Here is a 20328-nt window from a genome sequence, read left to right on the forward strand (position 1 = left end):
TCCTCGGTGGATCGGCGTGGGGGTCAGAACTGCAGGGACTTGGTCTGGAGGTACTCGGAGAGGCCGTGCGGGCCGAGCTCGCGGCCCACCCCCGACTGCTTGTAACCGCCGAAGGGCGCGAGGGGGTTGAAGCGTCCGCCGTTGATGTCGACCTGCCCGGTGTCCATGCGGCGGGCGAAGGCCACGGCCTCCTCGTCGTCCGCGCCCCAGACGGCGCCGGCCAGCCCGTACACGGTGTCGTTGGCGATCCGCAGGGCGTCGTCCACGTCCTCGTACCGCAGGATCGAGAGGACCGGGCCGAAGATCTCCTCCTGCGCGATGGTCATGCCGGGCGTGACGTCGGCGAACACCGTGGGGCTGACGTAGTAGCCCTGGTCCTTGGGCGCCTCGGGGCCTCCCGCGACGAGGCGGGCGCCCTCCTCGATGCCCTTCTCGATGTAACCCCGCACCCGGGCCTGCTGCTTGGCGTTGACGACGGGGCCGACCCGCTCGCCGGGCACGTACTTGGCGACGGCCGTGGCGGCCAGACTCACGGCCTCCTCGTACCGCTCGGAGTCGACGAGCATCCGGGTCCAGGCGCTGCACGTCTGACCGGAGTTGGACATCACGTTGGCCACGCCGACGTTGACGGCCTTCGCGAGGTCGGCCCCGGGCAAGATGACGTTGGCGGACTTGCCGCCGAGCTCCAGCGCGACGCGCTTGACGGCCGCGCCCGCGGTGGCGCCGATCTGCTTGCCCACAGCCGTGGATCCGGTGAACGAGACGAGGTCGACGTCCTCGTGCTCGGCGAGGGCCTGTCCGGCGACCGCCCCGATGCCGGTGACCAGGTTGAAGACGCCGGCCGGCAGGCCCGCCTCCTGGACGGCCTCGGCGAAGAGCTGCGCGGTGAGCGGGGTGTCCTCGGCGGGCTTGAGGACGACGGTGCAGCCCGCGGCGAGCGCCGGGGCGACCTTGGCGACGATCTGGTGGAGCGGGTAGTTCCAGGGCGTGATCGCACCGACGACGCCGACGGGCTCCAGCAGGACGGTGGAGTTGCCGAGCTTCTCCTCGAAGGAGTACGAGGCGGCGAGTTCGGCGTACGAACCGGCGACCAGCACCGGTACCCCCGCGTGCACCGCCTGGGACATCGGCAGCGGCGAGCCGAGCTCGGCGGTGACGGTCTCGGCGATCTCGTCCTTGCGGGCGGCGAGCACGTCGCGCAGCGCGGCGATCCGCGCGGCACGGTCGGCGGGCGGGGTGGCCGCCCAGCCGGGGAACGCGGCGCGCGCGGCGCGTACCGCGGCGTCGACGTCCTCGGCGGTGCCCGCCGGGACGTGTCCGATGACCTGCTCGTCCGCCGGGTTCACGACCGGGATCGTGTCCCGGCCCGAGGCGGGCCGCCACTCCCCGCCGATGTACATCCCGTCATGCGCCTTCATGGCTGTTCCTCCCGGGCTCGCTGTGCCTGCCGCCGAAGCCGTGCGTCGTACGGACGGATGCCGTCCCGGCCCCAAACTAGCGCTGTTAGTTTTTTGGCGCCAGGGAACCACCGGAGACACAGATCACGCACGGCCGACGGCCACACTCGCACGCCGGGCCCGGGGATGTCCCGGGGTGGGAGGAGAGCGGCCGGGCCCGGGGCCGCGTCAGGCCGGATCCCGCTCGGCCCGGGAGCGTTCGGCACGGGGAGCCGGGGCCTCGGGGGCCGGACCGGGGTCCGGAGCCGCGCCCGCCGCCCCGGCTCCCCCGCCGCCCCGCAGCCCGAGTCCCGCCGCCCCGACGAGCAGGGCGCCGAGCATCACGAACGGCGCGGCGGTGCCCGCGACCCCGGCGATCAGTCCGGCCGAGGCGGGGGCCGCGACCTGGCCGAGCCGGTTGCCGGTGAGCCTGAGGGCGAGCGCGGTGGAGCGGGCAGCCGCGGGGGCCGCCTGGACGACGGTCGTCATCGAGAGGGGCTGGCCGACCCCCAGGCAGAAGCCCAGCACGGCGAGCATCACGGCGAGGCCCCACACCGGGACGGGCAGGGCGACGGCGGCGCAGAGGAGACCGCCGAGCAGGCAGGTCGTGGAGAGCAGCGCCGCCCTGCCGACCGCGCGCAGCATCGGTGTCATGACGAGCCGGCAGGCGATGGTCGCTGCGGCCCGCAGGCTGAGCAGCAGGCCGACGGTGGCGGGCGCGATACCACGGTGCTCGCCGACCACCGGCAGATAGGCGGTGAGGATGTCGGTGGCACTGAGCACGGCGAGGCTGATGAGGATGCCGGCCGGGACTCCCCGGGTGCGCAGGATGCTGCCCACCGGCACCTTCGGGGCCGCCTCCCGGGGCCGGTCGGCGGACCTGCGGTGCTCGATGCGCCAGAGGGACGTGAAGGAGACCGCGGCGACGACCGCCGAGACGAGCAGGGCGAGGGCGCTCGTACGGGCCATCGCGCCGTCCCGCTCGGAGATGAGATAGCCCGCGGCGATCGGTCCGACGAGCTGGCCGAGCGAGGCGCCGATGGTGAAGTGGCCGAAATTGCGGTCCTGTTCGGCGGGGGCGGACTGCCGGGCGACGAGCGACTGGGCGCCGATCACGAAGCAGAGGTGGCCGAGGCCCATGACTCCGCTCCAGGCGGCGAGCGCGGGGAGGGAGCCCGCGGTGCCGCTGAGCGCGCAGCCGCCGCCGATCAGGACGACCCCGACGGGCAGCAGCGGAGCGCAGCGGCCGTGATCGGTGCGCCGGCCGAGCGGTACGGCGGCGAAGAGCGGCAGGAGCGCGTACACACCGGCGATCACGCCGATCGCGCGCTCGTCGGCGCCCAGCGAGAGGGCCCGGTAGGAGACGGCGGGCCGCGCCATCGACACCGCCCCCTGCGCGAAGGCGAAGGCGATGACGAGGCGCAGCAGCCAGCCCCTGCCGGGCCGTGGTTCCGGAGGCATCAGATGATCCCGAAGAGGATTCCGGCTCCGAGGACCACCAGCGAGGTGAGCACGGCCCACTTGACGGTGAAGCGGGTGTGGTCGCCGAACTCGACCTTGGCCATGCCGACCAGGACGTAGACGGCGGGCACGAGCGGGGACGACATGTGCAGCGGCTGACCCACGATGGAGGCGCGGGCGACCTCCAGGGGGGAGACGCCGTGGGCGGCGCCGGCCTCGGCGAGCACGGGCAGAACTCCGAAGTAGAAGCCGTCGTTGGACATGAAGTAGGTGAGGGGGAGGCTCAGGACACCGGTGACGATGGCCATGTGCGGGCCCATGCCGTCGGGGATCGCCCCGACGAGCCAGTCCGCCATGTGTTCGACCATACCGGTGCCGGTCAGCACGCCGGTGAAGACGGCCGCGGCGAAGACCATGCCGGAGACGTTGAGCACGTTGTCGGCGTGGGCCGCGATCCGGGCTCGCTGGTCGGGCATGTGGGGGAAGTTGACGGTGAGGGCGAGGGCCGCACCGAGCAGGAAGAGCACCGGGATCGGCATGAGTTCCAGGATCATCGCGGCCAGCAGGGCGACGGTGAGGCCGGCGTTGAACCAGTAGAGCTTCGGGCGGAGCGTGGACCGGTCGGGGTCGAGCCCCTTGAACTCCTCGTCCTCCTCGTCCTCCTCGGTCCCTTCGGCCCCGGCCCCCTCGGTGCCCGCACCGCCGGTGCCCTTCGGAGCCTTCGTGAGGCGGTCGCCGCCGCTGCCCGCGCCGACGAGGACGGTCTCGGGCTCGGTCACCAGGGCCTCGTCGAGGGTGAGCATGCCGAGCCGCTTGCGCTCGCGGCGGCCCAGGACACAGGCCAGGAGGATGACGGCGAGCAGGCCGACGGCGAGAGCCGGGATCATCGGGACGAAGATGTCGGCCGCGTCCACCTTGAGCGCGGTGGCCGCGCGGGCGGTGGGGCCGCCCCAGGGCAGGGTGTTCATGACCCCGTTCGCGGTGGCGGCGACACCGGTCATCACGACCAGGCTCATCTTCAGCCGCTTGTAGAGCGGGTACATCGCCGAGACCGTGATCATGAAGGTGGTGGAGCCGTCGCCGTCCAGCGAGACGACCGCGGCGAGCAGGGCCGTCCCGATGACGATCCGCATCGGGTCGGCCTTGCAGAAGCGCAGGATGCCCCGGACGATCGGGTCGAAGAGGCCGACGTCGATCATCACGCCGAAGTAGACGATGGCGAACATCAGCATCGCCGCGGTCGGCGCGAGGGTGCCGACCCCTTCGATGACGTAGTCACCGAGCTGCGCGCCCTGCCCGACGGCCACGCAGAACAGGGCGGGGATCAGGACCAGCGCCGCGATCGGCGACATCTTCTTCATCATGATCAGGACCAGGAAGGTCGCGATCATGGCAAAGCCGAGGATTGTCAACATATGGGATACCTAACGTTCACCTTTGAACTCTCACCGGTGTCGGCGGTCCGGATGACGTTAGGGGCCCTGAAGCAGCGTTAACAAGATGTTGACGCGTGAGCAATACGAGCAAAACCCCAGGTCAACGAGTTGGTGTTACGGAGACGGGGACGGCGTTGAGCACCGCGGTGCCGGACAGCGGGTCCAGGAGGCTGCCGTCCAGGAGCTGGTTCACGTTGACACCCGGATCCGCCCCGGCGACCGACATGCGGGTGCCCGGCCGGCTGTGGCCCCAGCCGTGCGGGAGGCTCACGACCCCGGCCCGCACCGAGTCGGTGATCTCGGCGGGCGCCTCGACCTCGCCGCCCGCGGCTGTGATCCGGGCGGTGTCGCCGTCCGCGAGTCCGATCCGGGCCGCGTCGTCGGGGTGGATCTGCAGGGTGCAGACGTTCGAGCCGCCACGCAGCGCGGCGACGTTGTGCATCCAGCTGTTGTTGGACCGCAGATGGCGGCGGCCGACGAGGACGAGGCCGTCGGGCCGCGCGCCCAGCGACGCGCGGAGGCGGGGGAGATCGGCGGCGATCGGCGCCGGGAAGAGCTCGATGCGGCCGCTGCGCGTCCTGAGCACCTGGGGGACACGCGGCTCCAGCGGGCCGAGATCGATCCCGTGGGGCCGCGTGAGGAGCTGCTCCAGCGTGAGCTCGTACGGACCGAGGCGCAGCATGAGGTCGAGGCGCCGTTCGGCCCCGGTGCTGCCGGTCAGGTCGGCCGCGAGGGACTCGGGGAGTCCCGCCTTGGCGATCATGGTGGTGATCACCAGGTCGTCGACGGCCTCGGGCGGCGCGCCGTGGTTGCCGCCGACGGCGAGAACCAGCCGGGCGAGGATCTCGCTCTCGTCCATCCGCCCCTCCTCCAGGGGCACGGCGGGGCCGCTGTAACGGACCTGGTTACGGACGGCCAGGGAGTTGAACGCGAAGTCGAAGTGGGCGCTCTGCGAGGGCGGCGGCGGGGGCAGCACGACGTCCGCGTGGCGCGCGGTCTCGTTGAGGTACGGATCGACGCTGATCATGAAGTCGAGGCCGTCGGCGAGCGCCCGGTCCAGGCGGTCCCCGTCGGGCGCGGAGAGCACCGGGTTGCCCGCGATGACGATCAGCGCCCGGATCCGGCCCTCCCCCGGTGTCTCGATCTCCTCGGCGAGTGCGGCCACGGGCAGTTCGCCCTTGGCCTCGGGGTGTCCGGAGACCCGGCTGCTCCAGCGGCCGAGGGAGAAGCCCTTCCCCGGCCCGGCGGCGCGCGGGGCACGGCCGGTGGCGGAGAGCGGGAAGAGGGCGCCGCCGGGGCGGTCGAGGTTGCCGGTGAGGATGTTCAGTACGTCGACGAGCCAGCTGGCCAGGGTGCCGTGCTCGACGGTGCAGCTGCCGATGCGCCCGTAGACGGCCGCGGAGGGTGCGGCGGCCAGCTCGCGGGCGATCTCCCGGATGGTGTCCGCGTCCAGGCCACAGGCCCCGGCGACCGCCTCGGGGGTGAAGTCGGAGACGGCTTCGGTCAGTTCGTCGTAACCGTCGAGGTGCTCCGCGAGCGCTCCGGGGTCGGCGAGCTTCTCCTCGACGACGACCTGGGTGAGTGCGGCGAGCAGCAGGGCGTCGGTGCCGGGCCTGATCGCGGCGTGCCGGTCGGCGAGGCGGGCGGTGCGAGTGCGGCGCGGGTCGATGACGGTGAGGGTGCCGCCCCGCTTGCGGAGCGCCTTGAGCTTGCCCGGGAAGTCGGGCGCCGTGCACAGACTGCCGTTGGACTCCAGCGGGTTGGCGCCGATCAGCAGCAGATGGGCGGTGCGGTCCAGGTCCGGTACGGGGATGGCGTTGGCGTCACCGAAGAGCAGTCCGCTGGAGACGTGCTTGGGCATCTGGTCCAGGGTGCTGGCGGTGAAGACGTTGCGGGTGCCGAGCGTGGACAGCAGCAGCGGCGGGTAGAGCCCGCCCGCCATCGTGTGCACATTGGGGTTGCCGAGGAAGACTCCGACGGCATGCTTGCCGTGCTCCGCGATCAGCGCCGGGATCTTCGCGGCGATCGCGTCGAAGGCCTCGCCCCAGGTCGCCTCGCGCAGGACGCCGTCCGTGCGGACGAGCGGGGTGCGCAGTCGGTCCGGGTCGGAGTCGAGCCCTCCGAAGGATGCCCCCTTGGGGCAGATGAACCCCTTGCTGAACACGTCCTCGCGGTCACCGCGGGCACCGGTGACCTCGGTCCCCTCGATCGTGAGGGTGAGTCCGCAGGTGGCCTCGCAGAGCGGGCAGACACGCAGAGCGGTACGGGATTCGTGGGACATGGGCCCTCCCCGGGGCGGCGGCAGCGGTGGCGCGCGGGCGTGAACCGGCGTCCCGCGGCGCGCTCGGCGGGCGCGGGCTCCCGGCGAATCGAGCATACCGACCGGTACGGATGCTGGCGAGGCTCTGGAGCGACCCGTTGTCCCGCCGCCCCGAGCCGGTCGGCCCGCCGCCCCGCACCGTCAGTCGAGGACGCCCGCGAGATAGGCCCGGAGCAGCACCCGGGTCTCCGCTATCAGGTCCGGGTCCCCCTCGGGGTCGGTGCGGAAGGCCAGTTGGAGCAGGGCGTCAGCGGCCTGCACGCAGACCAGGACGGTGCGGAGCAGGCGGGCGTCCGAGGCGGCCCCGTCACGCCCCCGGCCGAGATGCCCGGAGAGCAGCTCCGTCAGGCGGCCCGCGACGCGCCGGTTCACCTCCGCGTCGAGCGGCCCCGGGACGGGCACGGGAGGACCGAAGTCGACGAGGGCGAAGCCGGCGACGGAGCGCTTCATCGCCAGGTACTCGTCGAGCACGGCGTCGATGGCCGCGCGCCACTCCCGCTCCGGGATCGCCTCCAGTCTGGCGACGACCCGGCCGGCGTAGACCTCCAGGTTGCGCTCGGCCAGGGCGTCGACGAGCGCCCTCTTGTTGGGGAAGAAGCGGTAGACGGAGCCGATGGGCACGCCGGCCCGGTCGGCGACCGCCCGGGTGGAGAGCTGCTCGTAGCCGGTCTCGTCGAGCAGCACGGCGCCGGCGTCGAGGATGCGGGCGAGGCGGTCGGCGCTGCGCTGCTGCACGGGGACGCGTCGGAGGTTCGTATGAGCGTGGGACACGGCTCCATGATGCCTGTATGCCGTTGACGGGCCACGTTTCGATTCCTACGGTGATCCATAGGATTCTTCGTCAGGGGATCCACGGGATTCCTCATCCAACGGGAGCGCATGATGAGCGGCATCGAGCAGGCGAGGAAAACGGCGGAGAATCTCGGCCACATGTCGGGCTTCGGCAACGAGCACAGTTCGGAGGCCGTTCCGGGCGCCCTGCCCCACGGCCGCAACTCGCCCCAGCGCGCACCGCTCGGGCTGTACGCGGAACAGCTGAGCGGCTCGGCCTTCACCGAACCCCGCGCCCGTAACCGCCGCTCCTGGCTCTACCGGATCCGTCCGTCGGCCGCCCATCCCGCCTTCGTCCGCATCGACAACGGCACCCTGCGCACCGCCCCCTTCACGGAGACGGTCCCCGACCCGAACCGGCTGCGCTGGGACCCGCTCCCCGAACCCGCGCCCGGCACGGACTTCCTCACCGGCCTGTGGACGCTGGGCGGCAACGGCGACGCCACGCAGCGCACCGGCATGGCCGTGCACCTCTACAGCGCGGACACCTCCATGACGGACCGGGTGTTCAGCGACTCCGACGGGGAACTCCTGATCGTCCCCGAGCGCGGCGGCCTGCTCCTCCGCACCGAACTGGGCCTGCTGCGGGCCGAGCCCGGCCATGTGGCGCTGATCCCGCGTGGCGTCCGCTTCCGTGTCGAGCTGCTGGACACGACCGCCCGCGGCTACGTCTGCGAGAACTACGGGCAGCCCTTCGTCCTGCCCGACCTGGGGCCCATCGGCGCCAACGGCCTGGCGAACGCCCGGGACTTCCTCGCGCCCGTCGCCGCGTTCGAGGACCGCGAGGGCCCGGTCGAGGTGATCAACAAGTTCTGCGGGAACCTCTGGTCGGCGACGTACACCCACTCGCCGCTCGACGTCGTCGCCTGGCACGGCAACCACACGCCGTACGTCTACGACCTGCGCCACTTCAATGTGATGGGCACGATCAGCTACGACCACCCGGACCCGTCGATCTTCACGGTGCTGACCTCCCCGTCCGACACCCCGGGGCTGGCCGGCGTCGACTTCGTCGTCTTCGCCCCGCGCTGGCTGGTCGGCGAGGACACCTTCCGCCCGCCGTACTTCCACCGCAACGTGATGAGCGAGTACATGGGCCTGATCGAGGGCGCGTACGACGCCAAGGCCGGCGGCTTCGTGCCGGGCGGCGGCTCGCTGCACAACATGATGTCCGCGCACGGCCCGGACCGTGAGACCTTCGACCGGGCGAGCGCGGCGGAGCTGAAGCCGCAGAAGATCGACGACGGCCTGGCGTTCATGTTCGAGACCCGCTGGCCGGTCACGGCGACCGCGCAGGCCGCGGGGACGGACCGTCTCCAGCGCGGGTACGACGACGTGTGGCAGGGTCTGAGCCGCAACTTCCGGCCGTGAGACCGCACCGCAGAGAGTTCGGGTGAACCAGATGGATCAGGTGAACGAGGCGAGCCCGCCCGGCTTCGCCCCCGACTCCCTGGTGCTGAACAGGAAGCTGCCCCTCTGGTACCAGGTCTCGCAGTCACTGCGGGCCTCCATACTGGGCCGCCCCCAGGACTCCTCGGCGCGGCTGCCCACGGAGGAGCAGCTCGCACTGCACTACGGCGTCAGCGTCCTCACCATGCGCCAGGCCCTCAAGGAGCTGGAGACCGAGGGGCTGATCAGCAGACACCGGCGGCGCGGCACGTTCATCGAGCCGCGCGCCCGGCGGGTGTCGCCGGTCCGGCTGCTGGGTTCGATCGACGCGATCGTCGCCCAGCAGTCGGGCGAGCGCACGACCGTGCTCGGCCACGGCCGGGCGCCCGTTCCCGGCGACCTCGCCGAGTTCTTCCCGGACTGCCCCGAGGTGGTGAGCTACCGGCGGCTCCGCTGCGACGACGCGACGGACGAGCCCACCAACTGGGCGGAGAACGCGGTGCGCCCGGAGATCGCCGACCGGCTCGACGTGGCCGATCTGGAGCGGTGGCCGATGACGAAGGTGCTGCGTGACTCCCTCGGCGTACGCATCGCCCGGATCACGGACACCGTCGAGGCGCGCCTCGCCGACCCCGTCACGGCCGAGCTGCTCGGGGTCCCGCTGCTCAGCCCGATCCTGCACTACACGGGCGTGACGTACGACGAGGACGGCACGGTGGTGGACGTGGCGCGCATCCGCTACCGGGGCGACCGCTTCTCCTTCTCCGTGACCGTCGAGGCGCACTGACGGCGGGCCCGAGACGGGCGGTCGTCACGGGGGAGGCCGTTACGATGCCGGGGGCGGCGGACGTGGCGAGGGGGAGGACGACACGGTGGCAGCACGGGTGGCGGCCGGAGCCGGCGGGGGCGACGCGCTCCCGCTGCTGGACGACCTCATGCCCTGGTCGGTGCGCCCCCTGAGACCGGGACGCCCCTGGGTGACGGCCCCCGACGCCTCCTCGCTCCGGGCCCGCTGGGACCTGCTGGCACGGGCGGAGGGCGCCGAGCAGGAACGGCTGTTCCGGCCCAGCCGCTCCCGTACGCCGCTGACCCCGGCCGCGGCGCTGCCGGGCAGGTCCACCGGCACGAGTGCGTTCGCCCGGGACCCCGGACCGTATCCCGAACCGGTGCGGATCGCGCACGGGCCCTTCGACGAACAGTGGCTGATTCCCGACCACCGGCTGCTCGACGCGGCCCGCCCCGAGCTGTGGCGCGTGGCCGACGGGCACCAGCTCTTCGCCGTCGAGCACGGATACGTGCCCCAGGACGGCGGCCCGGCCCTCTCCGCGACCGCGCTGCTGCCCGACGGGCACTCCCCTGCGGGGCGGCCAGGCCGGATACGGCCGCTCTACCGGCGGCCGGGCGGCCTGGAGCCCAATCTCGCACCCGGCCTGACCGCCGAGCTGACCGCGCGCTACGGGGTACCGGTCAACGCCGGATCCGTCCTCGCCTGGACCCTTGCCGCCGCCCGTCCCTCCCCCGCCGGGCCGCTCGTCCCGCTGCCCGCCGACGGCGAGCTGTGGGAGCGGGGCGTGGAGCTCGGCCAGGAGCTGCTGCGGCTCCAGCTGCGCGGGGCACGTGGCGGTGAACGTCCGCGGCTGCCGGGCGGCCGGCGCCCGTATGTGCGGGCCGCGATCCCGCCCCGGCCCGACGGGCTGCGCTACGACGCCGAGGAGGAGACGCTCGTCGTCGGCGAGGGGCGCGTCTCCCCCGTTCCCGCCGGTGCCTGGGAGTTCCGGGTCAGCGGGGCACGGATGCTGGAGCTGTGGTTCGAGCGCCGCACGGCGGCGGGTGAGGGCCTCGCGGCGGTGGGGCCGCGCGGCTGGCCGCAGGAGCGGACCTCGGAACTGCTGGAGCTGATCACCGTCCTGGCGCTGCTCGCCGGACTGCGGCCCCGGCAACAGGCGCTGCGGGAGCGGCTGGAGGAGGCGGAGGCCCTCACCAGGGACGGGCTCCGCACGGCCGGGGTGCTTCCCGTCCCGGCGCCGGCCCGGCGTCCCGCGTCTGTGCTGGATCACCAGGAGGAGGGCCCGGAGGGGCAGTTCGCGCTGTTGTGAGAGAGCGGGAAGTGGTCACCGCTGTCGGCGTGTCGCGAACGCTGCCGCTCCGGCGCCGCGCTGCCGGGCGGGGCGCCGGCGCCGATGGGGTGCCGTACCGGCGCTGATGGAGCACACCGACGCAACGCTGCCGGCCCTGGGGATGACGGACGGGCGGAGAGCAGCACTGCGCCGGGACGGAGTGATCGTGGACGCGGCCCTGAGCGGAGGGCCGCACCGGTCGTGGAGCCGTCGGTCAGCGGCGGCTGCCGAAGAGCGAGCGCCGCAGTCGCCGCAGCGGGGCGAAGAGCGAGACACGCGCGCTCCTGCTCCTGCGGGTGTGCGCGGCGTCGCGCGAGGTGAGCTCGAGCATCAGCAGCGTCGCCTCCGCCGATTCCCGCTGCGGAACGGCGGGGCCGCCCAGCACTGCGAGATGGCGGTCGAGGCGCGAACTGGTCGCACCGCTCCCACATGTAATGGCAGGCACACGCGGCCTGCTGCGCACCGTTATCTGTTCCATGTCACTCCCCACCCGTACGAGGGCACCCGGCCCGGGCAGGTTAACCCTATCGTCCCGCGGTGACACTCGTGTATCCCGGCCGCAGGATTGCACACCCGTACACGGGGGTTGACGGCCCGTTACCGGATCCTGTCGGTTCCGGGACGGGTTGCATTAGCTTGGAGGGGATTCGTCCGTACTGCGCACCGCTGCTGATGGAGAGTCACCGATGAGTGAAGTCCCGGGAACCGGACGTGTGATCGCGGATCGTTACCGTCTTCTGGACCCGCTCGGCGAGGGCGCGGCGGGCATCGTGTGGCGCGCCCGCGACGAGGTGCTCGGGCGCGAGGTGGCGGTGAAGGAGGTGCGGGCCCCGGCGGAGCTGTCCGACGACGGCACCGGGCTTCTGCATGCCCGCCTGGAGCGGGAGGCCCGGGAGGCGACCCGTGTCACGCACCGCAACGCCGTCACCGTGCACGACGTCGTCACCCAGGACTCCCGGCCCTGGATCGTGATGGAGCTGGTCCGGGGGCTCGCCCTCTCCGACGTGCTGGACGCCGACGGCCCGCTGTCCCCCCGGCGGGCGGCCCGGGTCGGGGCGGAGGTGCTCGCGGCCCTGCGCGGCGCCCATGAGGCCGGCGTGCTGCACCGTGACGTGAAGCCGGGCAACGTGCTGCTGGCCAACGACGGGCGGGTGATGCTGAAGGACTTCGGCATCACCCCGGCCGACGGCTCGTCCGGCCTCACGGGTGAGCCCATCGGCTCCCCGGAATACCTCGCGCCCGAGCGCACGCAGGGGCGCACGCCGGGGCCCGAATCCGACCTCTGGTCGCTGGGCGTGCTTCTGTACACCGCCACCGAGGGGCGGTCACCGTTCGGCAGGGACGCTCCGCCGGACACCTTGCGCGCGGTCGGCGAGGAGGAGCCGCCGCCGCTCCGGCGGGCGGGCGCGCTCGCCCCTGTCATCGAGGGGCTGCTGCGCAAGGATCCGGCCGAGCGGCTCACGGCCGGGGACGCGGAGCACCGGCTGCGGATCCTGGCCGCGGGCGGGACCGGGACGCCCGGCGGCGGAGCGGCCGGCCCGCCGCCCACGCCGCCGACGGGCGAAACGGCCGTGGCGGCCGGGGAACCGGAGTCCGTCACGGGCAACCCGGAGCCCGTCGGCCTGACGAGGCGCACGGGCGTTCTGGTGGCCGTGGGGGCGATTGTCGCGCTGCTCGTCGCCGGGGGCCTCGTCTGGGCACTGACGGGCGACGACGACACGGACGAGAGGGGCGACGGGAAGACAGCGACGCACACCTGGGCGGCGTCGGCGGAGGCCTCGGGGCACACCCCCGTGAAGGCCGTGGAGCTCTTCGTGGCGAGCGGGAAGGAGACCCCGCGGGGCGGAGTCCCCTCCTCGGCGGACGGCTGAGCCGGCGCGCTGCGCCGCGGGGGTGCGGTCAGGCCTTCGAGTTGAGGACGGGCAGGTAGCCGCCCGACTGCCCGGCGGCCGTGGGGTGGTAGGACTCACCGATGTTGAGCCAGTTCACGCTGTGCAGCCAGGCGCTGCCCGAGCAGATCTCGTGCCCGGTGAAGGTCGAGGTGACGTCGCCGAAGGTGAACCCGTGGTCCGCCGCGCGCTTGGCGGTGGCGGCGTTGAGGTAGTCGGCGGCGCCGTTGATGGCGGAGCGTTCCTTCTCGCTCAGGCCGGCGATGCAGCCGCCGCCGAGCTTGTAGAAGCGGGGGTAGCCGAGGACGACCACGTGGGCCGCGGGCGCTTTGGCGCTGATCGCCGCGTACACGGAGTCCAGTTTGCCGGGGAGGGTCGAGTCGACGTAGGCGCGGGCGGTGGCGATCCTGCTCAGGCAGGTGGCCTCGGACTGCAGGACGCAGGTGGTCATGACGTCGGCGAAGCCGGCGTCGTTACCGCCGATGGAGATCGAGACGAGGTCGGTCGCGGAGGTCAGGGGGCCGAGCTGACCGGCTGTCACGTCGCCTGTCCTGGCTCCTGAGCACGCGGTGAAGGCGAACGAGGCGGGGTTGTTGGCCGCCTTCCAGAGGACGGGGTACGCGCGGGTGCTGCGCTTGCAGTCGCCGCTCGCGCTGTCGTAGGCGCCGGCTCCGACACCTGACGAGTACGAGTCACCCAGGGCCACATAGTCGACGGACTGTGCGGATTCCTGGGCCTGGGCGACGCTCGCACCGGTCAGAGCGAGAACGGTGCCGAGCAGGAGAGAGGACGAGAACGCCACGAGTCTGGACATTTTCATGGAACCTCCTTGGGCAGGATCTCTGCCTACTCCGTGGTAGCAGTACTGCCCCGAATTCCGGAAGTGTCCATGCCAAAAAGCTTCGACAACGTCTCCTTGACGCCCCCGTGGCGGTACGTCACATCGAAATCCGGCATCCGGCGCGCCGGGGGGCAAAGTTACGCGGCGAGGAGGGAGACCGTGCGGTGCCGGGAGATCGTCGCCGCCGAACCGGGCGCCCCTCCGGCCTCCTTCGCCCATCCCTACGGCTACTCCACCCGCCGGGTGCGGCGGCCGGCGCGCGCGGCGGGCTTCGCCCAGGCCCTCGCCGTGGGCAACGCCCTGGCGCCCCGCCGTCAGGGGCCGTACGCCCTGGAGCGGGTGACGGCCCGCCGCGGTACGGGCGCCGGCGAGTTCGCTGGGCTGGTCGAGGGCCGGGCTGTCGCACGGGCGTTCGCTGTGGACCGGGCGCTCACGAAGGGGTTCGCCGTGGTGCGCGGCGCGCGCCGGGCGGTCCGCGGGTTCCGGGGCTCCGGGCCGGCGGACACACCGGGCTGAGCCCCGCTCCCCTGGGGTCTTCCGCCTGGTCCGGGCGGAAGACCCCAGGGGCAGCTGCTGAAACGTGGGTGCGCGGGGCGCCGCCGTACCGGATCATGGGCGCCATGTCTGCCAACCCCGAGTCCGCCCTGCCGATCCGGCTCAACGTCGACGACAGCGATTCGCCGTCCGACGTCGTGGACGCGCTGTTCCTGGGCCGCTTCGCGACGGGCGAGCAGCCGTACTCCCACAGCTCCTCCCTCGACCGCGTCAAGTCGGGAGCGACCCTGCTGCCCGCGGCGGCCGAGGTCCTGAGGTCCGCCCGTGACGACGACCGCAGCGCGACCCTCGCCGAAGGCGACGGATGGACGCTGCTGATCTCGCGGTGGAACCGGGGCGCCGACGTCACGGTCACCGCCACCACCGCCGAGCTGGCCCAGAAGGTCCTGGCCGAGGCGACCGACGGGGCCCAGGACGAGCCGGAGCCGCAGCCCGAGAACGTGACCATGGGCTTCTGGTACGTGTCCCCGCGCCGCGGCCCGCACCGCACCACCCGGCAGATCGCCGCCGGCACCTGGGAGGAGGTCCGGTCCAACTACACGGCTCCGGTGGCCGATGCGATGGACCGGCTGATGAAGGTCACCCCCGACGACATCGCCGGCCGGCTGCTCCTGCTGCACGGCCCTCCCGGCACCGGCAAGACCTCGGCGCTGCGCACCCTCGCCCGGTCCTGGCGCGACTGGTGCCAGGTCGACTGCGTGCTGGATCCGGAGCGGCTCTTCAACGACGTCGGCTATCTGATGGACATCGCCATCGGCGAGGACGACGGTTCGGCGAAGGGGCGTTGGCGGCTGCTGCTCCTGGAGGACTGCGACGAGCTGATCCGCGGCGAGGCGAAGCACACGGCGGGTCAGGCGCTGTCCCGGCTGCTCAATCTGACGGACGGCCTGCTCGGCCAGGGCCGCAATGTGCTGGTGGGGGTGACCACCAACGAGGACCTGGAGCGGCTGCACCCCGCGGTGGTCAGGCCCGGCCGCTGCCTCGCCCGTATCGAGGTGGGTTCGCTGACCCGTGCGGAGTCGGTCTCCTGGCTGGGTACGGAGGAAGGGCTCGGCCGCGAGGGCGCCACGCTCGCCGAGCTGTACGCCCTGCGGCGGGGCAGCGGTCCCCCGTCCGTGCCGAAGCAGGACGCGGGTGCCGACGCGGGGCTGTACCTCTGAGCTGCGTTTCTGACCGGCCCGGCTACCGCGTGTAGGCGGCCCGTACCGCATCCTCCGCCAGGGCGAGCGCGTCGGCCCTGGAGAGGCCGAGGCGCCGGGCCTGCTCGGCGTACTCCTGCGCAGCTGTCGCCGCGTGGCGGGCCGCCGCGTCCCCCGCGGCGGCGATGAACGTCCCGTTGCGCCCCCGCGTCTCGATGACCCCGTCGCCCTCCAGCGCGCGGTAGGCCTTCGCCACGGTGTTGGCGGCGAGGCCCAGCTCCCCGGCGAGGCCGCGCACGGTCGGGAGGCGGTAGCCGACGGGCAGGGCGCCGGAGCGGGCCTGTTCGGACAGCTGGGCGCGCAGCTGTTCGTACGGGGCGGTGGCGGAGTCCGGGTCAACGGCGATCTTCAGGGTCACGCGCCGATTCTCTCCCACCGCCGGAAAATCGGAGGCGGCCGGGCGGGGCGCCCGCGTACCGTCCGGCGCATGACGGTGATGGTGCGTGACTTCCGGCCCTCCGACGCGGAGGCCTGGGTACAGGTGCGGCGTGCCGCGCTGCCCTACATGGTGACGACTCCGGAGCAGGTCCTGAGCGACCTGGCCGAGGCCCACCCCGGCCGGCACTACCGGCTGCTGGTCGCCGAGGAGGACGGCGAGGTGATCGGGACCGCGCAGGTGGGCATCTCCCACGAGAGCCCGGATCCGGGCCAGGGGTTCTGCAATCCGTACGTACGTCCGGACAGGACGGGCCGGGGCGCGGGGTCGCTCCTGGCGCGGAACGGCGAGGAGCATCTGGCGGACGTGGGCGCGACCGCCGTCTACACGTGGGTGCTCGACGAACCGGGCAACCGCTCGTTCGCCGAGAAGCGCGGCTACGCGGCGCGCAGGCCGGCGCACTTCCTCCGTCTCGGTCTTGCGGAGGGCGCCCTGCCCCCGCGTCCGGAGCTCCCCGCCGGGGTCGAGCTGCTCACGGCCGCCGACTTCGAGGACGACCCGCGTCCGATGTTCGAGGCCGACGCGGAGACGACCGCGGACGAGCCGAGCGACGTCCCGGTGGAGTTCGCCGACTACGAGGACTGGCTGGCCACGACCTGGCGGCGGCCCGGCTTCGACCACGCGCTCACCACGGTCGTGACGGTGGACGGGCAGATCGCGGCGTTCAGCGCGGCTGTGACCGACGGTCTCAACCGCTACTCGTCGGCCATGACCGGCACCCTGCGCGCCTTCCGGGGCAGGGGGCTGGCGAAGCTCGCCAAGAGCGACTCGCTGCACCGGGCGCGCGCCGCCGGATACACGGACGCCTACACGGGCAACGACGCCGACAACGCTCCGATGCTGGCGGTCAACCGCTGGTTCGGCTACGAGATCTGCGCCACGGAGGTGCGTCATGTCCGCCGTCTCCACTGAGAACGCCCTGTCCGTCCACCTGGTCAAGGCGGGCAGCACCAAGATCCGCTACCCGGCGGGCCTCGTCCGCGACGACGGCACCCGCATCACCGTCCGGGCCCCCTGGGCGGCGCCGCACACCCGTGACTTCGGTTTCGTACGGTTCGAGCCGGGCGATGTCCTCACCGAGCACTACTGGCGTGACCGGTGGTACGCGGTGAAGGAGGTACGCACCGGGGGCGGGCAGCTGAAGGGCTGGTACTGCGACGTCACCCGGCCCGCCGTGCTGCGGGGCGCCGAACTCCTGGTCGAGGACCTGGACCTGGATCTGTGGGTGCCGGCGGACGGCTCGTCCGTGCTGCGGCTCGACGAGGACGAGTTCGAGGAGAGCGGCCTGGCCGCCCGCGACCCGTCGGCGGCGGAGGCGGCCGTCCGGGCCCTCGACGAGCTGGAACACCTCGCCCGCACCGAGGGGCTGGCAGGACTCGTCACCTGAGCAGGGCACGGGGACCCCGAGGCGGGCGGCCCCGTACCCGCCATCTCCTGCACTTGCCGTCACCAACGAATCCGGGGGAATCCGTGGAGCGACCGGACGACCGCACCGCATTCGCCGTGCGCTTCTCGGCCGAACTCGTCGCCTGGGTGGCCACTCCCTGGGCGCTGGCCCCCCACTCCTGGGTGCTCGCCGTCCTGGCGGTGGTCGTCCTGATCGGCCTTCCCACCGTCTTCTCGACCCCTGGCGACAAGGCTCAGGTGATCGTCCCGGTGCCGGGCTCGGTCACGATCCTGCTGGTGCTGCTGCAGCTCGCCGCTGCCGTGATCTCCGCGTGGGCGGCCTGGCCCGCCTGGGCTGCCGTCCTCGTGTCCCTCCTGGCCGCCGCCACGCTCGTCACCGAACGGCGGCGCTGGCGGTGGCTGGTCACGGTGGATCACACGGGGTGACACACCCTGGCCGTCGCCGGCCCCGGCGCCACCCACCGGGCCGGCACCGGCGGACGGTCTCAGCCCGACGGGCGCTCAGCCACCACGCGGCCGGGCTCAGGGGGCAGGAAGCGTCGCAGCACCGGGGCGACGAGATCGGCCAGCGTGCCCGCGTCCATGTCCGTCGCCTCTTCCTCCGGCGTCTGCGCACTGTCCGCCCACCGCAGCAGCCCCAGCACGAGGTGGGGATCGTCCTCCCGGTCGCTGCCGGCAGCGGCCGCGACGGGGTCCAGGCCGCGCAGCAGCGCCCGTACGAGAACGCCCTCGCCCCACCCGGCCTCCATCGGTTCCGGCAGCCTGCCCAGCCAGACCAGCAGGGCGAGCGCGCGCCGGTGTCCGTCCGGCTCGGATTCGGCCAGGAGACCGCTCAGCTCATCCACGCGCGCCGCGTCGAGATCGGCGCATTCGCGCCCCGGCACCTCCCTCAGCCGCGTCCGCAGCACTCCCGGCACGTGGCGCGCCTCCAGGAGCTCGGCCCCGTGCGGCCCTCTGCCCGCCTGCCGGAACTGCGGTCGACCCTCGCGCAGCTCCAGCGCGTACGCGAGCCGGGTGGAGAGGAGAGCCAACCGCCTGGCGGTCCCCTGCCGGGCCAGCAGGAGCAGGAGTCCGGCCGGGTCGGCGAGCTCGAGATTGCCGCAGAACCGGCCGCCCTCCCACAGCAGGGCGTCGTTCCCGTGCAGGCTCGCCCGTCCGAGCAACTGCCCCTCGCCGCCGCGCAGAGCGAGAGTCGTACTGCCGAGGCAGCGGCAGCCGTCGTCCCCGACGGTGCCTCGCGTCGACAGGGTCCTCAGCTCCGCGAGAGCTTCCGCCGAGTCGATCCGCGCGAGCACCGTCCGTCCGTCCAGCGGTTCCGGGCCCTCTCCTCCGGCCAGCACCTCGACGAGACGGGTGCCCGCCCACACCTCGTCCCACCACTTCTCCACCGGATGCCCCATGGCGCCCAGTCTGCCCTCCCCGTAAGAACCGTGCGGTCGCAGGACGGAAGCGGGTCAGCCCTCCGGTCCCGAAGCGCAACTCGGCCGTCGCCGGGGCCGTTCAGCTCCAGGGCGCGACCAGCTCCACCTCGTGCCCCGCCGTGTTCGCCAGGCGGGCGGCGTAGGGCCCGCTCGCGTCGGCGTCCGGAGGGAGGCCGGTCGACAGCGGCCGCCAGCCGTGCCCCGTAGCCTCCGCCAGCAGGGCGTCGAGCGTGGCCCGGTCGCGGACGTGGAACGCCAGGCGGCTGACTCCCGGGCGCGGGCTGTCGTGCCGGCCGTCGGTCGGTCCGGGCGTGTGTGCGACCACCACATAGCTGTCGCCGCGCCGCCAGCTCCGGCCGTGCGCCCAGCGCTGGTACGGGACATGGCCGAGGCGTCCGAGCAGCCAGCCCCACTCCGCGTCGGCCTCGGCCGGGTCGGGCGCCCACAGCTCGACGTGGTGCAGCCGGCCGGTGGGGGCCGCCGCGACCGGCAGCGGGACGGCGCGCCGGGTGCCCCGCGGTGCGTACGCGACGGTGTCGTCGTCCTCGTGCCAGTGGATCAGGAAGCGCTGCTCGGCGCGGTACCCGTCCAGGCCCGCACGGCAGTACGCCACCATGTCGTCGGGCAGCGCGTCCAGGGGGAACCAGTCCAGCTCGGAGCACTTGTCCGGCTCCGCGTTCCGGGGCGGGCGCGCGGGGTCGTGATCCGCCTCGAAGAACCAGCCCATCCTGGGATTACCGCCCGGTCCCCTGTGCTGCATGACCAGGGCCACCCGGAGCTCGTCCGGATCCAGCTCGACGCCGATCTCCTCCGCCGCCTCCCGGATCATCGCCGCCCGGACGTCCTCGCCGTCCTCCGCGTGACCGGAGGGGGCGTGGAGCAGCCCGTCGGCATAGCCCGTGCCGGCCCGCCGGGCGAGCAGCACGTCGGGGCCCCTGCGCAGGATGAGGTGGACGTCGACCACCTCGGTGTGCCGGTGCGGCGGCTCGGCGCGGGCCACCAGGGCGTACCTGTCGTCGTCGACCTCCTTGCCCCAGAGCCGGGAGTCCCCGGACAGCGGCTCGTGGTGGACGCGCTCCGTGTGCTCGGCGAGGAGTGCGGTGAGGTCGGCCGCGGGGATCCCGGTGCCGTTCCACACGCCCTCGACGAGCACCAGCCGTCCGCCGGGCCGCAGCAGCGAGAACCAGTGCCGCAGGACGGCCGCCGGGTCGGGCAGCAGCCACACGATGTGCCGGGCGAGGATCACGTCGAACCGCTGCTTGCCGACCGGCGGGCGCGCCGCGTCGCCGACGAACACCTCGGTGCCCGTCCCGGCCAGCTTGGCACGCGCCTGCTCCACCATCCGGGCCGAGCGGTCGACGGCGGTGACGCGGTGCCCCTGGCCGGCGGCGAGCAGGGCCAGGCTGCCCGTACCGCATCCGAGATCGAGGACCGCGGAGCGCGCGGTGGGCAGCCAGGTCTCCATCCGTCGCGCCCAGGCGCTGCGGACCACCGGGTCGTGGAGGCCGTGGTCGGGCTCCTCGTCGAAGGAGTCGGCGGCGGCGTCCCAGTCGATCGTGGTCATGTCCGCAATCCTCTCAGCCGCCACCG

Annotated in this window: 18 protein-coding genes and 1 pseudogene; 9 read left to right on the top strand and 10 right to left on the bottom strand. The window is 73.1% G+C overall.

From position 1 onward, the window contains the following. Positions 1–23: 23 nt before the first annotated feature. The 5 genes from OG379_RS08580 to OG379_RS08600 form a co-directional block, all read right to left on the bottom strand. On the bottom strand, positions 24–1418 hold the full coding sequence (locus tag OG379_RS08580) for an aldehyde dehydrogenase family protein (RefSeq protein WP_405660887.1): 1395 nt from the start codon (positions 1416–1418) through the stop codon (positions 24–26). A gap of 207 nt (positions 1419–1625) precedes the next feature. Continuing rightward, positions 1626–2897 carry an MFS transporter gene (locus OG379_RS08585; protein WP_405660890.1) on the bottom strand — a complete coding sequence of 424 codons (1272 nt, stop codon included), beginning with the start codon at positions 2895–2897 and terminating at the stop codon, positions 1626–1628. Next, positions 2897–4312, bottom strand: coding sequence for a CitMHS family transporter (locus OG379_RS08590; protein WP_405660892.1), 1416 nt, complete (start codon positions 4310–4312; stop codon positions 2897–2899). The genes OG379_RS08585 and OG379_RS08590 overlap by 1 nt, the downstream gene beginning before the upstream one ends. A 121-nt stretch (positions 4313–4433) precedes the next feature. Beyond that, positions 4434–6614, bottom strand: a complete 2181-nt coding sequence (locus tag OG379_RS08595) for a molybdopterin oxidoreductase family protein (RefSeq protein WP_405660894.1) — start codon at positions 6612–6614, stop codon at positions 4434–4436. A gap of 180 nt (positions 6615–6794) precedes the next feature. After that, entirely contained in the window at positions 6795–7424 is a 630-nt protein-coding gene (locus OG379_RS08600; protein WP_405660897.1) for a TetR family transcriptional regulator, read from the bottom strand. 111 nt (positions 7425–7535) lie between these two features. Here OG379_RS08600 and hmgA point away from each other — a divergent pair, with 111 nt between their 5' ends. The 3 genes from hmgA (at position 7536) to OG379_RS08615 (ending at position 10969) form a co-directional block, all read left to right on the top strand. Beyond that, positions 7536–8855, top strand: coding sequence for a homogentisate 1,2-dioxygenase (gene hmgA / locus OG379_RS08605; RefSeq protein WP_405660899.1), 1320 nt, complete (start codon positions 7536–7538; stop codon positions 8853–8855). A gap of 31 nt (positions 8856–8886) precedes the next feature. Further along, positions 8887–9660 (top strand): GntR family transcriptional regulator, encoded by a 774-nt coding sequence (locus OG379_RS08610; RefSeq protein ID WP_405660901.1) that lies wholly within the window; start codon positions 8887–8889, stop codon positions 9658–9660. Between the two features lie 85 nt (positions 9661–9745). Then, positions 9746–10969, top strand: coding sequence for a type ISP restriction/modification enzyme (locus tag OG379_RS08615; RefSeq protein WP_405660903.1), 1224 nt, complete (start codon positions 9746–9748; stop codon positions 10967–10969). Between the two features lie 235 nt (positions 10970–11204). On the opposite strand, the gene OG379_RS08620 is transcribed toward OG379_RS08615, so the two are convergent. Further along, positions 11205–11468: a hypothetical protein gene (locus OG379_RS08620; protein WP_104790182.1), complete on the bottom strand. Its 264-nt coding sequence runs from the start codon at positions 11466–11468 to the stop codon at positions 11205–11207. 208 nt (positions 11469–11676) lie between these two features. On the opposite strand from OG379_RS08620, the gene OG379_RS08625 reads away from it, so the two are divergent. Next, entirely contained in the window at positions 11677–12861 is a 1185-nt protein-coding gene (locus OG379_RS08625) for a serine/threonine-protein kinase (RefSeq protein WP_405660907.1), read from the top strand. A 28-nt stretch (positions 12862–12889) separates the two neighbouring features. Here OG379_RS08625 and OG379_RS08630 read toward each other — a convergent pair whose 3' ends face one another. Then, the gene (locus OG379_RS08630) at positions 12890–13699 is read right to left on the bottom strand and encodes an SGNH/GDSL hydrolase family protein (protein WP_405660908.1); all 810 of its coding nucleotides are present in this window, start codon (positions 13697–13699) and stop codon (positions 12890–12892) included. Positions 13700–13867: 168 nt separating this feature from the next. Here OG379_RS08630 and OG379_RS08635 point away from each other — a divergent pair. Both OG379_RS08635 and OG379_RS08640 read left to right on the top strand, forming a co-directional pair. Further along, positions 13868–14236, top strand: a pseudogene (locus tag OG379_RS08635) (polysaccharide deacetylase family protein); the annotation flags it as partial. A gap of 104 nt (positions 14237–14340) precedes the next feature. Further along, the gene (locus tag OG379_RS08640) at positions 14341–15435 is read left to right on the top strand and encodes a DUF5925 domain-containing protein (RefSeq protein ID WP_405660911.1); all 1095 of its coding nucleotides are present in this window, start codon (positions 14341–14343) and stop codon (positions 15433–15435) included. Positions 15436–15457: 22 nt separating this feature from the next. Here OG379_RS08640 and OG379_RS08645 read toward each other — a convergent pair whose 3' ends face one another. Further along, a complete protein-coding gene (locus OG379_RS08645) occupies positions 15458–15832 on the bottom strand; it encodes a GntR family transcriptional regulator (protein WP_362931778.1) in 375 nt (124 codons plus the stop codon). A 69-nt stretch (positions 15833–15901) separates the two neighbouring features. On the opposite strand from OG379_RS08645, the gene OG379_RS08650 reads away from it, so the two are divergent. The 3 genes from OG379_RS08650 (at position 15902) to OG379_RS08660 (ending at position 17743) form a co-directional block, all read left to right on the top strand. Next, the gene (locus OG379_RS08650; RefSeq protein ID WP_405660914.1) at positions 15902–16822 is read left to right on the top strand and encodes a GNAT family N-acetyltransferase; all 921 of its coding nucleotides are present in this window, start codon (positions 15902–15904) and stop codon (positions 16820–16822) included. After that, the gene (locus OG379_RS08655) at positions 16803–17297 is read left to right on the top strand and encodes a DUF402 domain-containing protein (protein WP_405660916.1); all 495 of its coding nucleotides are present in this window, start codon (positions 16803–16805) and stop codon (positions 17295–17297) included. Before OG379_RS08650 ends, OG379_RS08655 begins: the two co-directional genes overlap by 20 nt. An 83-nt stretch (positions 17298–17380) precedes the next feature. Then, a complete protein-coding gene (locus tag OG379_RS08660) occupies positions 17381–17743 on the top strand; it encodes a hypothetical protein (protein ID WP_405660918.1) in 363 nt (120 codons plus the stop codon). 59 nt (positions 17744–17802) lie between these two features. On the opposite strand, the gene OG379_RS08665 is transcribed toward OG379_RS08660, so the two are convergent. Beyond that, positions 17803–18717 carry a hypothetical protein gene (locus OG379_RS08665; RefSeq protein WP_405660920.1) on the bottom strand — a complete coding sequence of 305 codons (915 nt, stop codon included), beginning with the start codon at positions 18715–18717 and terminating at the stop codon, positions 17803–17805. A 100-nt stretch (positions 18718–18817) separates the two neighbouring features. Next, a complete protein-coding gene (locus OG379_RS08670) occupies positions 18818–20302 on the bottom strand; it encodes a trifunctional class I SAM-dependent methyltransferase/NUDIX hydrolase/VOC family protein (protein WP_405660921.1) in 1485 nt (494 codons plus the stop codon). Positions 20303–20328 lie beyond the last annotated feature (26 nt).

This window comes from Streptomyces sp. NBC_01166, assembly GCF_045039765.1.
Lineage (GTDB): Bacteria > Actinomycetota > Actinomycetes > Streptomycetales > Streptomycetaceae > Streptomyces.